13 protein-coding genes and 1 pseudogene are annotated in these 13,725 nt (G+C 28.6%); 1 reads left to right on the top strand and 13 read right to left on the bottom strand.

The features are described from left to right. Positions 1 to 8: 8 nt before the first annotated feature. The 12 genes from BED47_RS05595 to BED47_RS05540 all read right to left on the bottom strand — a co-directional run bounded on the left by BED47_RS05595 (position 9) and on the right by BED47_RS05540 (position 11,320). Positions 9 to 1,478 carry a lipopolysaccharide biosynthesis protein gene (locus BED47_RS05595; protein WP_069032786.1) on the bottom strand — a complete coding sequence of 490 codons (1,470 nt, stop codon included), beginning with the start codon at positions 1,476 to 1,478 and terminating at the stop codon, positions 9 to 11. 42 nt (positions 1,479 to 1,520) lie between these two features. Then, positions 1,521 to 2,516, bottom strand: coding sequence for a glycosyltransferase family 2 protein (locus BED47_RS05590; protein ID WP_069032785.1), 996 nt, complete (start codon positions 2,514 to 2,516; stop codon positions 1,521 to 1,523). Between the two features lie 36 nt (positions 2,517 to 2,552). Beyond that, on the bottom strand, positions 2,553 to 3,677 hold the full coding sequence (locus BED47_RS05585; RefSeq protein WP_069032784.1) for a glycosyltransferase: 1,125 nt from the start codon (positions 3,675 to 3,677) through the stop codon (positions 2,553 to 2,555). Positions 3,678 to 3,715: 38 nt separating this feature from the next. Continuing rightward, positions 3,716 to 4,882: a hypothetical protein gene (locus BED47_RS05580; RefSeq protein ID WP_069032783.1), complete on the bottom strand. Its 1,167-nt coding sequence runs from the start codon at positions 4,880 to 4,882 to the stop codon at positions 3,716 to 3,718. 27 nt (positions 4,883 to 4,909) lie between these two features. Beyond that, positions 4,910 to 5,386, bottom strand: a complete 477-nt coding sequence (gene pssE, locus BED47_RS05575) for a PssE/Cps14G family polysaccharide biosynthesis glycosyltransferase (protein WP_069032782.1) — start codon at positions 5,384 to 5,386, stop codon at positions 4,910 to 4,912. After that, positions 5,383 to 5,838 carry a PssD/Cps14F family polysaccharide biosynthesis glycosyltransferase gene (gene pssD, locus BED47_RS05570; RefSeq protein WP_069032781.1) on the bottom strand — a complete coding sequence of 152 codons (456 nt, stop codon included), beginning with the start codon at positions 5,836 to 5,838 and terminating at the stop codon, positions 5,383 to 5,385. Before pssD ends, pssE begins: the two co-directional genes overlap by 4 nt. A 41-nt stretch (positions 5,839 to 5,879) precedes the next feature. Next, a complete protein-coding gene (locus BED47_RS05565; protein WP_069032780.1) occupies positions 5,880 to 7,202 on the bottom strand; it encodes a UDP-glucose dehydrogenase family protein in 1,323 nt (440 codons plus the stop codon). Positions 7,203 to 7,223: 21 nt separating this feature from the next. Beyond that, on the bottom strand, positions 7,224 to 7,895 hold the full coding sequence (locus tag BED47_RS05560) for a sugar transferase (RefSeq protein WP_069032797.1): 672 nt from the start codon (positions 7,893 to 7,895) through the stop codon (positions 7,224 to 7,226). Between the two features lie 24 nt (positions 7,896 to 7,919). Further along, positions 7,920 to 8,795 (bottom strand): UTP--glucose-1-phosphate uridylyltransferase GalU, encoded by an 876-nt coding sequence (gene galU / locus BED47_RS05555; protein ID WP_069032779.1) that lies wholly within the window; start codon positions 8,793 to 8,795, stop codon positions 7,920 to 7,922. Positions 8,796 to 9,133: 338 nt separating this feature from the next. Further along, positions 9,134 to 9,907 carry a tyrosine-protein phosphatase gene (locus tag BED47_RS05550; protein WP_069032778.1) on the bottom strand — a complete coding sequence of 258 codons (774 nt, stop codon included), beginning with the start codon at positions 9,905 to 9,907 and terminating at the stop codon, positions 9,134 to 9,136. Further along, positions 9,904 to 10,599, bottom strand: coding sequence for a CpsD/CapB family tyrosine-protein kinase (locus BED47_RS05545; protein ID WP_069032777.1), 696 nt, complete (start codon positions 10,597 to 10,599; stop codon positions 9,904 to 9,906). The genes BED47_RS05550 and BED47_RS05545 overlap by 4 nt, the downstream gene beginning before the upstream one ends. A 1-nt stretch (position 10,600) precedes the next feature. Beyond that, the gene (locus BED47_RS05540) at positions 10,601 to 11,320 is read right to left on the bottom strand and encodes a YveK family protein (protein WP_069032776.1); all 720 of its coding nucleotides are present in this window, start codon (positions 11,318 to 11,320) and stop codon (positions 10,601 to 10,603) included. Positions 11,321 to 11,758: 438 nt separating this feature from the next. Between BED47_RS05540 and BED47_RS05535 the strand changes: the two genes are divergently transcribed. Further along, the gene (locus BED47_RS05535; RefSeq protein ID WP_175403455.1) at positions 11,759 to 11,908 is read left to right on the top strand and encodes a BH0509 family protein; all 150 of its coding nucleotides are present in this window, start codon (positions 11,759 to 11,761) and stop codon (positions 11,906 to 11,908) included. A gap of 733 nt (positions 11,909 to 12,641) precedes the next feature. On the opposite strand, the pseudogene BED47_RS05530 reads toward BED47_RS05535, so the two are convergent. Then, positions 12,642 to 13,437 (bottom strand): annotated as a pseudogene (locus BED47_RS05530) (IS3 family transposase); the annotation flags it as partial. Positions 13,438 to 13,725: the final 288 nt, after the last annotated feature.

Genomic DNA, 13,725 nt, shown 5'->3' with positions numbered 1-13,725 from the left:
GAGTATTTTTATTTATATTTTAAATATATAGTATAACATAGATTTATTATTATAAGATTAATAACACCATTTAATATAAATGCACTAATAGAATTACTTTTATTAATATCTATAAGTGTAACAATAGTTCTTGTTAATATTAAAGGAACACTAAGTAATACTATATATTTAAAATATAAATAAAAATACTCATATACACTTTTATTGAATATATTATTGAATACAATTTTTGGTTTTATCCAAAAAATAACTAATAAATTACTTAGTAATGTACCTAATAATATTCCTGATAATCCAATAAATTTAACAAAGATTATAGAAAATATTATGTTTATTATGGATTCTACTATTGGTGCATATTTATCCTGAGAATATAATCCACTTACTTCTTTAAATTTTTCAACAGAAGGTCTCATTGTAGTAAGATAAAAATTTACTATTAAAAAAATAAGAGATAAATCGTCCAGTAAATACGATTTTCCTAACCAAATAATAATAAATTGATTAATCATATTAAATAAAGCAATAGTAGTTAAAGACGCTATCCAAAAATTTAAGAAAAAAAGATTTTTAAAAATATAATATTTTTCATCTTCATTTTTTTCTAATAGCAAATTACCCAAACTAGGAGATATTCCTTCATACAATTTACCAATAATCATATTACATGTATTTGTTATCATCGTATAATTTGTAAAGTTCGCTACAGTCGCCAAATTAATAAATAAAGATATCATTATATTATCAGATGAAAAAACTACAAAACTTCCTAATTTATGAACAAAAAGTGCTTTAATATTCTTAAACACATTTGTTTTATCATTATCACTTATTTTACCTTCCACTGTTTTTATCCAAGGAAATTTTTTATTTATAATGAAATTTATTGTTATTAAATAAGCTAAATTTCCTATAAACATTATTATCAAATAAAACAGATATGAGTTATATGAAATCATTGCTAGTAATTGTAGACTAATAACTAAAACTTTAAAAATAAAATCATATAGAGATATTAAATAAGTATTTTGGGATACATTTAGTAGACAAAATTTATAACTAAACCAATAAGTCACACAGTTATTTACTAAAAAAATGATAAAATATAATTGTGCTTCGCCTAATGGAATTTGTCCATCTACAAAGTATTGTAGTAGGAATACCACAATTCCACCCATTAATATCATAATTAAGCTTACCCATTTATAAAATTTACCAAATAATTTTACTAAACCAACCACTTTTTCAAAATCTCTATTGTTATATGGTTTATAAAGTGCATATAAAATAGCAATTCCGATACCAAGTTCTGCTAAGCTTAAAAGGCCCATTATATTTTGTAATAATGAGCCGAACCCTGCAATATTAACACCCAAATTTTCTAGAAAAATCTTCCTAGAAAAGAAGGTTAATATCGCTAATAATATATAGGTAACAACGTTTGATAAAGAATTAATTATTGCTTTTTTAGTTCTCATTTTATTATCCTTAATCAGTATTGAATTAGAAATTAAATTATCTTAAATTTTAAATTCATATGCCTTAGTTTTTATTTTTCTATAAATAATTTCCATAATAATTATTAATTTAATAAATACTTTTATTTTTTTATTCCATACTTTAAATTTAATTTGATCTAACTTTGTAGCATTTTTAAACATTATATTCATAAAATCATTAGATTTTTTGATGTTAAAATTTAAACTATTAGAATTAAGGATTAATCTTCCCCACCACTTAAACAAGTAGTACCTTATATATTTTTCAAAAACTTTACTATCAGAAATGGAAGATAACTCTACATAACTATTAATCCTATCAATAGCGTTTTTTTCAATATTAGACATAATTGATCCACTTCTATATCTTCTATAATATAAATACAAATCAATATAATTTATACTATTACACATTGCTAAACATTTTAGCCAGAATAAAACATCTTCCCCATACACATTTTCATTAGGAAATAATATATTATTTTCTTTCAAAAAATCTAATTTATATACCTTCAAACAAGCTGAGTGAAAATCCAATAAATAGTCTACTTTATTATTTTCTTTTAATTTATTAAACTCTTTATTAATATCAAAATATTTTTCTTTGCAAATTTTACGTGTATCATCATAAAAACCTTTACCATTATAGATAATTATCTCATCAGTTGAATTAATTAAAAAATTGTATAATTTATGAAATTCACTTGGCTTTAGGTAATCATCCGCGTCTAAAAACATTATATATTCACTACTTGATTCTATGATTCCTACGTTTCTAGTTGGACCTAAGCCTTCATTTGATTTCGTGATTATCTTAATTCTACTGTCTAATTCTGCATATTTTCTAACTATACTTGCACTGTTATCAGTCGACCCGTCATCTATAACCAAGAAATGAAGATTATCAATATTTATATCTAACAATGATTTTAAACATTCCTCAATATATAGTTCTACATTAAATACAGGAATAATCACAGTGATAAATGCTTTATTGGGGATTGTGTATTTCCTCACAACTCTACCTCCAAAAATATAAAAGCTTAATTTTATTTATAGATTTAAAAAAGATAGTATCTTATCTAATTTTTGCTTATTTTCATTTTTAACATTTATATATATATCTAAAGATTTTAGTAGATAATCCTCTTTCTCATAAACCATCCTTTTTATTCCGCTGTATATACCTTCAGTACTATTATCTACTAACAGTCCATATTTTCCTTCTTTTAATATACTTGCTGCACCTGTTCTTGTTGAAACAACCGGTTTTTTTAATATTAATGCTTCAGTAACTACCGTAGGATAGCCCTCTACTCTAGAAGAAGATATGAAAAATTCAGCATTAGCTATATATATATATGGATTATCTGTAAAAGGAATAATTATGATTTTCTCTTCTAATTTTTTCTCCTTTATTAACTCTAAAATTTTTGTTTTTAATGGTCCGCTACCGACAATAACTAATTTCAAATTCTCAGAATTTATCTTACTAAAAGCATCTATTAGTCTGTCGTAGCCTTTTTCATGGCTTAATCTTCCCACACTACATATAAATTTATCAGTAATATCACAATCTCTTTTTGCTAAATTCTCAACTCTATCGATATCTATTGGATTTTCCAAAGTGAATAATTTATCTTTTAATTCAGAATTTTTTTCTAAATTAAAGTATTTAATATAACCAGCTTTGGAATTACTCGAAACAAACGCAAGTCGATCTATTTCTGAATAGATTCTAGTTTCCTGTTTTTTGTTTAAAAAATAATTCTTACAATAATTATAGTTATCTAGATCTGTATGAATCCATCCTATTTTCTCACTCAAACTTTTTGAGATGTACTTTATTGGAAAACCCTCTAAAAAAGCGACCTCAGTATCGTATTTTTCTTTAATTTTTAACCGTAAAATATTTCTTAACATTTTTGGACTAATTAACCTTAAAAAGATTTTAATAGCTTTAAACTTCCAACTAGTAAAAGAACTATTTTTGAGTATTTTAATAATCTTTATTTTTTCACTTAATTGACTTTCAAGGACTCCTCCAGTAATTGAGAATACTGAAATGCTATATCTATTTTCCGTATCAAGGGATACAATTTTATTTAATAAATCAACTAAAATTCTTTCGGCTCCCCCTCCCCCTAGTGAAGGAATAACAAATAATATTTTTCTCAACTTATCATTTCTCCCATAAATAAAATTTTTGAGTACTTTTACTTTTCCATGTTTGTATTTCTCAAATTGCTAAAGTAAATAAGAATAATAAGTACAAAGTAGTATGAAGAATCCTGATAAACATATAATCCATTAAAAAATGCTAACGACATAAATATCACACAAATATATGCTGTATGGAAAAAACCAGCTTTCTTAAAAAGCATTTTAAAATATAAATTAAAAGCATATATATACATAAATATACCTAACAATCCGCTTGTTAATGCTATATTGATAAAATCATTATGTGACCAGATTTTTAAACCTGTAGTGTAATATAATAATTTTCGATCATAATTTACACCCTTACCTATTAACTTCTCAATAATATTAAAGTTAGTAATGAAGTCCTTTATTCCTATTAAATAAAAACTATCTCTTCCATTGGAAATTTGACCATTCTCAGAAGTTATTAAAATTTTTTGTACCATAGGACTTGACCAAAAACTATCAAAAGTTAAAACTAATGGTACTAAGATGATTGATATAATCCAAAATAATTTATTTTTATATAGCTTATTAATTAAAAGTATCAGTAACAAAAGAACTACGAAGGGTGTACGTGCCCCAGTAAAAAATGCAAAAATCAAAATAGAAATTATCGAAAAATATTCAACTAATTTTGATACTTTTATATTTTTAATAAGCAAATAAAGATAAATTAAATGATATACGAAATCATGTGAAACACCGTCCATTATCTGCGAATAAGGATTAAATATTGTCATTTGCCAAGGTGAAAAATAGTAAAATCCCTTTTTTGTTATAAACATTACCCACAAGAAAAAAAACACAACAAACATTTGAAGTATAATAATATTTCTAAATTTATTTATAAACTTTAAAGCATCCATTAAGAAGCTATTTTTACCAGCTAAAATTAACAAATTAAAAAGTGTGATAAATCTAAATAAATTTATTTTTTCTATATAAGAATCTTCTCTAAATACATTTATTATAATAAAGAACAAGACTAACATTTGTAAAAAAAACATTATCCAATATCGTACTGTTTTATTTTCAATTATCACTAAAACTACTGATATTAACATTAAAATCGGTTCATAAATTTTAGGAAGACCTACAACATAAACACTTAATAACTTTAAGATTGGAAAAAAAACTAAAAAAATGAACAATAACTTCCTGATTTTATTTACCATTTTTGTCATCCCTAAATATTTTTAAAATTAATATATAAACTCTTTCACTATCCTTATAACATTTTCAGTATTTGAAACATAGGGGGTGAGTTCTCGTGAATGTATATCAATAAGCGCTTTGTCTAATTCATTTTCATTTTCAACGGAAACAATTATTCCTGACTCACTAAATTGACTAGTGATTTCTAGCTGATGATTATCAACATGTTCTCCATACTCTGATAATCTAGGTAAAGCGATTACCTTTTTGTTATTTTTAATAGCATTAATTATTGAACCCGTTCCTCCATGCGTAATTACAACATTACTTTTATGGAGTATTCTAGTAAACTCACTCTTATCGAGAAATTTTTTAAACTCATAGTACTTAGGCGTATAGTCCGAATAACCAATTTGTGCAAATATTTCTGTACTTTTCAACTTTTCATCTTCTATCAAGCTATCTATTTTTCTTAATAATCTATTAAACTGAAACTTCTGAGATCCCACCGTTACAAAAATCAATAAATTCCGCCTCCATATTTTGCTTTAGGATAAACTTTTTTCATATCTTCCCATTGAACAATAAATAAATCCGCGAACTTGTATACAATTCTTCCTGTTAACGTGGGACTGTTAACCTTTGAGAAGGATTCAATAAAAACTATTTTTTTACCGAAAATTTTACCAACTAAACACAATGGTAAAGTAACGAGTGCTCCAGTTGATATTATTACATCCGGCTTTCTTTTAATTAAGACAAAAAAAGTAATAAATATTAGCATAATTAACTTGATTATAAACAACTTTTCACGCCTATTAATTTGGAAAACTTCATGACACTCTATACCTTTATAGTAATAATTAAAAGTTGTTTTTTCTGTAAATATGAAGCTATCATTTTCTATCATCAAAGGATAAAGCATCATTAATTGCTCTAAATGTCCTCCAGAGGATGCTGCAAAACAAACTCTCATAATACTCTCTCCTCAAATTTATAAACACTATAATTTTTTATTTATAACTTTACTTTCTGGTTTTTAATATATTTCCGTCCAATTGAGCAATAATTAATTCCACTATTTTTAACATTTTCTAAGTCAAAACAGTTTCTACCATCATAAACATTTGGGGTCAACATACTATCAGTAAAACACTCTAAAGGTATACTTTTGAATTCATCCCATTCTGTTAATATGAAAACTAAATCAGTATTATTAATTGCATCAAGCGCCGTGTTTTTATATTCGACCTCTATCGGTAGTTCCTTTTTTGCATTATCAATTGCTACCGGGTCATATACTTTTACTTTTGCCCCCATCTTAATTAAATCACGAATTATTACCAATGAAGATGCCTCACGTATGTCGTCTGTATTTGGTTTAAATGCCACCCCAAGTATGCCTACCGTCTTTCCTTTAAGTGTCCCAAAGTCATTTATTGCTTGATCTAAAAGCTTTCTTTGTTGTCTATTATTAAATTCGATAACAGAACTTAGCAATTTGAAATCATAATCAACATTTTCTGCAATTTTCTTTAAAGCTTTTGTATCTTTTGGAAAGCAAGATCCTCCATACCCTATTCCAGCCCTTAAGAACTGATTTCCTACTCGAGAATCCATTCCCATGCCTAACGCAACTTCTTCAACATTTGCTTCAACTTTTTCACAAATATTTGCAATTTCATTAATAAAACTAATCTTTGTAGCTAAAAATGCATTTGAAGCGTATTTAATCATCTCAGCACTTCGAATATCCGTTTCAAAAATTGGTATATTATAAGGTTTATTAATTTCACGAATTATCTCTGAAGCTAATTGGTTATCAGCTCCTATAACAATTCTATCTCCATGAAATATATCTTCTATCGCAGATCCTTCTCTTAGGAATTCAGGATTCGAGACTACTTCTACTTTTATATGGTTAGGTAGCTTTTCATTCAATTTCTTCATTATTAAATGATTCGTTCCCACAGGTACAGTACTTTTTGTAACTATAATTTTATCTTCGGTTATAGAATTTGCAATCACATCAATTACTTGATTTATATATGTTAAATTAGCAGTTCCATCTTCATTATCAGGAGTACCTACAGCTATATAGATTACGTCTGAATTATTAAATGCACCTTTGTGTTCTGTTGTAAATCTCAACCTGCCTAACTTAATATTTTTTTCCATTAATTCCTCTAATCCTGGTTCATAAATAGGAGATCTTCCTTTTGACATTAAATCAACTTTTTGAGGATTTGTATCAACACATGTTACGTTATGGTTAATCTCTGACAAGCCTACTCCAGTTACTAACCCAACATACCCTGTTCCAACTACTGATATATTCATTTATTTACTCCCTCTTATTTTTTAATACGCATTCTTTGTTCCTAATAAAACGCCAAACGTTTTTAAAATAATTTTAATGTCATAAATAATCGTTCTGTTATTTATGTAGGCTAAATCAAATTCGACCATCTCATTAAAACCAACACTATTCCTAGCACTAATTTGCCAAAGACCAGTACATCCTGGTGTTACCAGCAATCTTTGCATATCATAATCTGAGTATTCTTCAACTTCTCTTGGAAGTGGTGGTCTAGGTCCAACAAGTGACATGTCACCTAATAAGACATTAAAGAATTGCGGTAACTCATCAATAGAAGTTTTACGAATAAACTTACCAATTTTAGTAATCCTTGGATCATCCTTCATTTTAAACATTGCACCTGAAACTTCATTATATTGTAGAAGTTCCTTTAAGCGTTCTTCAGCATCAGTTACCATTGAACGGAACTTGTACATTTTAAATTCTTTTCCATCTTTTCCAACTCTAGTTTGATAAAAGAAAACCGGGCCTTTTGGATCTTCAAACTTAATAAAAATAGCTACTACAATAAAGACCGGTAATAAAACTAAAAGGCCCATAATCGCGCCAAGTAAATCCATTACCCTCTTGCTAAATAAATAGATCCATTTTTTTTCAACAGTTTCCTTCGATAAGAGTGGTTGGGAAGTATATTCTGATTGCTTTAAACCCATAGCCTTCAATCTGATCATCCATCCTTATTTAATATTAACTGTTAACATTTCGTGTAAATACGTCAATAAGTCTTCTCTTAATTCTTCATTCTTTAACGCAAAATCAATTGTTGTTTTAATAAATCCTAATTTCTCTCCAACATCATGACGTTTACCTTCAAAGTCATATGCAAATACTCGTTGAATTGAATTTAATTTTTGAATCGCATCAGTTAACTGAATTTCTCCACCTGCACCGATTGATTGTTCTTCTAAGTACATAAAGATTTCAGGTGTAAATACATAACGCCCCATAATCGCTAAATTAGAAGGAGCTGTCCCGGGAGCTGGTTTTTCAACAAAGTTTTTAACTTCATATCTTCTGCCCTCTTGCATAATCGGTTCAACAATGCCATATCGATGTGTTTCTTCTTCTGGTACTGTTTGAACACCAATTACTGAAGAATATGTATTATCATATTGGTCCATAAGCTGCTTTAATCCTGGTGTTTCAGCTTCTACAATATCGTCACCAAGTAATACCGCAAATGGTTCGTTGCCGATAAAATTACGCGCACACCACACCGCATGACCCAGTCCTTTAGGTTCTTTTTGTCGAATATAATGAATATCAATATTAGACGGCGCTTTAACCTGTTCTAATAATGCATATTTTTCTTTTTCTAATAAATTTTGTTCTAGCTCATATGAATAATCAAAATGATCTTCAATTGCGCGTTTCCCTTTACCTGTTACGATAATGATATCTTCAATTCCAGATTCAATGGCTTCCTCAACAATGTATTGAATTGTTGGTTTGTCTACGATTGGTAGCATTTCTTTCGGCATTGCTTTTGTTGCAGGTAAAAAGCGTGTCCCTAAACCCGCTGCTGGTATAATTGCTTTTCTTACTTTCTTCATTTTCTAAGTCCCTCCATTGCTTTCCCCAAATTAATAAAGTTTCCACTTCTATATTCATGTGAATAAATACACAAGAAGAAACTCTATATTTTTTTAAATTAAATATAATTTAGGGCATCTAACCCCTCCTCACACTATACCTCTGACGACTGGCGTCTAAGCAGATCATTTCAAGTTTGTTACTCCTTTTCTCGAATACGCATAGCCTGTTTTGTTTGAGTGATTTCATAAGGTCTATTTGTATTAAGATAAATGGAAAACTAATCAATTTCATCATCTACCACAATATAGCCGAGTACCCCCATTAATAACGGTAAGGAGATATCACCGATCATTTATTAGATTCCTAGTAAACGAACAAAAATATTCTGTTTTAATTTAAGAGGTTCTTCTGGATAAAGAATGTCGCCATTCACAATTGATTGAGCATTTTCTCTCAATTGGAACTCAGTATCTATCCCAAATTTTTCACGGATGATCTCATACGCCTCAATTAACTCAAAATTCCGATTTTTCGTGTTGTGTGCATCTGATGCAATAGTATGTACCCAATTTGCCTCAATACATTTAAAAGCAAACTTTTGAATTTTTTTACTAAAATTACCAGTTATTGAAGAAGCAGTTAGTTGAGTTAATATACCTTTTTGGACAAGGTCAAAAAGAATATATGGTTCGTTTATAAGAACCTTGTTTCGTTCAGGATGAACAAGAATTGGTGTAATGCGGTTTGCTTGCATCTCATAAAATAACCGATTTGCAAAATGCGGTATATGGGATGATGGAAGCTCACATAATACATACCTTCTTCCATCATTAATTGAAACAATTTGATTAAGTTCAAGGTCTTGAATCAATTCACCATATAGCCTTACCTCTTGTCCAGGTAGAATCGTTAAAGGGATATCTTTTTGTTTTAATACAAGATTTAACTCTTCTACCTTTTCAAGTATTGTTTTTCTGTCTGTATTGTATCGTCCGTTCTGATGATGAGGTGATGCAACAATTGTATGAATTCCATTGTCCACGGCTGCTCGAGCCATATTAATACTATCTTCCATTGTTATTGGACCGTCATCTAGGCCAGGTAAAATATGACAGTGAATATCAATCATTTTTCGCTACCATAATAATCGTAATAACCGTCTTTATCCTGTTCCGCTCGATTTAATACAACACCTAGGATATTTGCATTTACTAGTGTTAATAGCTCTTTTGCTTTTTTAATTTTTTCTTTTGCCGTGTATCCTCTACGGACAACTAAAATCGTACCATCACATACTTGTGAGATGATTTGAGCATCTGTAACTGCTAACAATGGAGGAGCATCAAAAAGAATCACATCATATTGTTCATACATTTGTGCAATCAATTTCTTCATTTTCTCTGAAGATAATAGTTCAGATGGATTTGGTGGAATAGGACCCGAAGTTAGAATTGATAGATTGCTAATATCTGTTTTTTGTATTACATCCTTTAAGGACTTTTCTTGTGCAATTGCAGTTGTTAAACCTTTAAAATTCTCTAATTTAAAATCTGAATGCAATTGCGGTTTACGTAAATCTGCATCTACTAAAAGTACTTTCTTTTCTTGCTGAGCATACGTAATAGCAAGATTGGCAATTGTTGTTGTTTTACCTTCTGATGGTTCAGAAGATGTCACTAAAATTGATTTTATTTTTCGATCGATTGAAGAAAATTGAATGTTCGTACGAACTGTTCGATATTGTTCTGCAAATGGTGATTTAGGGTTTGTTAATGTAATAAGAAATCTTTTTAATTTTTCTTTAGTCGTTTTTTTAACCATTTTACGCACCCTTTCCCAATTTTAAATTTATTTTAGGAGTGATTTTCCCCTTTGTAACTTCAGAGATGACACCTAGAATCGGTAACTCCAATAATTCTTCAAGCTGTTTTTCAGTTTTTACTGTGTTATCTAAAAACTCAAGTAAGAATGCAATACCAACTGAAATCATTAATCCAACAACAAAACCAATTGCTACATTTAATTTCTTATTTGGTTTAATCGGATTTTCACTTAAATCTGCTTTTGCTAAAACAGTTACATTATTTACACTCATAATTGTTTTAATTTTTTCCTGAAATACACTTGCAATCGTATTTACAATCGCTTGTGCTTGCTCTGGATTAGGATCTTGTACAGTAACTGTAAAAACTTGTGAGTTTGTTTCGCTTGTAACTGTGATATTTTTAGTCAGTTCTGCAACTGTATAATCTAAATTTAATTGATTAATAACTTCGTCTAAAATAGCTGGACTCTTAATTACGACATTGTATGTATTGATCAATTGAACATTTGTTTGAACTTGATTATTCTGATAAATCGAAGAATCTTTTGTTTCCTTTTGATTAACTAATAATTGAGTTGAAGATTGATAAATTGGGGTTAAAAATAAAAAGCTAATGACTCCTGTAACCACTGTGGCTACAACTGTAATACTAATTATCATGATTAGACGTTTCTTAATAACGCCGAACAATTCCTGTAAACTAATCGTCTCTTCCATCATTTCCTCCTAATAATCTAACTGTTTATTATTCTATTAAAATATACCCTCATATTCAACAGTGCCTAGTATAACAATTACTTAACAAAAAGTTAAGTAAAAATTAATCTAGATATAGGGAAATTTGGTTAAATTTCCCATAAAACAAGGTATTTTGTCGGATTAATTATCCACATTATGGAAACCCTTACAAACTGGTCTAGTTATGTTACATTCATTAATGAAAATTGTAACATTAGATATTATTTCAGAATAATTAATGAGCTATAAATTGAATAATAATCAATGAAATGATAAAAATAATTTTTTCCTTATTTAGTAAAAATCACTAGCACATTTTGCTTTTTCTGTTATATAATAAAATACAAATAAGTACATTGTATTAACACAGATTTAAAACAAATTAATCATTAATTTAAATCAAAGGGAGTGTTGTTAATGATGAGTAGAGAAGAGCGTAAAAACATGGTTCAATTTTTGGAATTAACAAAAGGATTTTCAACTGAGGACTTAGTTTTCATGACGGATGCTGATTTAGAGCACCTTTACGACACAGCTTATACGTATATGTTACATCACGCTGAGTAAGATCTTACAACTTTGGTTTACTGCACTTATAAAATAAAAAGCTAGGTGAACATCCTAATTTGGATTCACCTAGCTTTTTCATTTGCCAATTTTTCTATCGTTAATGCTGTTTCCAATTACTTATATTTCCTCTTTTTTTGTTAAAACAAAAGACAACAAAATTCCTACTTCTCTGACTATTCCCCTCAACTTGAGATACAACAATTTTAAAAGAGTATTTACTATGCATCTTTTTGTTATATCGAAATTTTAATTTTTCCAATATATGGTAAATATACAGATTGACCTTTTTTGTTGTTTAGTGCTAAAAATTGTATACAATTTGTACGTTTTTTTCTAGCCATTTTGTCTAATAGGGTTTGTACAAAAAAAAAATTTTTTTATTTAATTTTTAATAAAAAAAATTGTCTATTCTTTAATTAAAAACAACAAAAGTGTATTTCTCTATCCAAACCTTTGCCTTATAAAAATAAAAAAGCTAAAATGCATCCTTTAAAAGAATTCACCTAGCTTTTTAATTACACTTTATTCAATTAACTAGCGTTTCAAACCGATAGCATTTTTCCTTTATCGTTTAATATATTTAGGATAATTTGGCAGTTCCTCTATTTTATATTGTAAACTATGAATATAAATATCGATTAATCTTCTATTTTTATATTTGAATTGTAGTGACCCCATAAAGTTAGACTGGTTACTTCAATTAGGCAGCTTGTTGGGCATGAACTCGGTATTATTCTGGGCTCATGCCTTTTAATTTTGCCTTAATTCGTTTGTTATTGTAGTAATCTATATATTTAGCTAGTGCTTGTTTAAAGTGTTCGACACTGTTAAATTCTTTTAGATAAAGTAGTTCAGATTTCATGATACTAAAGAAACTTTCTATTACTGCGTTATCGTAACAGTTTCCTTTTCGTGATACTCTGCGTGATGCCATGTTTAATTAGGGTAGTACGATATTTTTTCATTTGATAGTGCCAGCCTTGATCTGAATGAATTAGTAGTATATCGGAATCTGTTAAACGTTCAAAAGGCTGCTCTAACACAGTTGATACAAGTGAATAAGTTAGACGTGAACCAATTGTATAAGCGATTATTTCACCGTTATATAAGTCCAACATAGATGAAAAATATAGCTCCTCTCCAAATAATTTAAATTCAGTAATATCTGTAACCCATTTCTCATTTGGTTTATCTGCTTGGAAATTTCTATCTAAAATATTCGGGGCAACCTTACCCACTTCACCTTTGTAAGAGCGATATTTCTTTACTTTTACAAGTGATTTTATCCCTAGTACTTTCATGAGTCGTTGAACTTTTTTATGATTTATTTTATAACCACGATTAGTAAGCTTGTCTCGAATTTTACGATAGCGATAACGACCTTCATGTTCCTCTTAAATTTCTTTTATTATTACTTTTATCTCTGTGTCTGGATCAGGACGCTCTAGATTTTTCATCCAATAATAGTACGTACTACCCGGAATACTGGCGAGCAGTAGAAGTTTTTGTAACGAAAACTCATGCCTATGGAACGTTCAAAATAACTTACCAATAGAATGAAATCTTTCCTTACCTTCTAAATATCCTTTAACTACCGCTAATTTATGATCAATAGAAAATTTTGTCATAAAAAATGCACCTCCAAATGTTAGTCGTGTCTAACATTTGGGGTGCACTTCAAATGTGGAAAGCTTTTAAATAGGTTCATATACCGGTTAATCGGCATTTCTGGTATATGGACTTTCATATTGTTTCATTGTTTTTCATTTTAGTTAGGCAAAAATTAGGCACGTATCAGCCATAAGCCTAAAAAC

Origin of the sequence: Gottfriedia luciferensis (genome assembly GCF_001712755.1) — a bacterium.
In the GTDB taxonomy this organism is placed as follows: Bacteria; Bacillota; Bacilli; order Bacillales; family Bacillaceae_G; genus Gottfriedia; species Gottfriedia luciferensis_B.
Note: the sequence above shows the minus strand (reverse complement) of the source record. Positions and strands in the feature narration are given on the sequence as shown.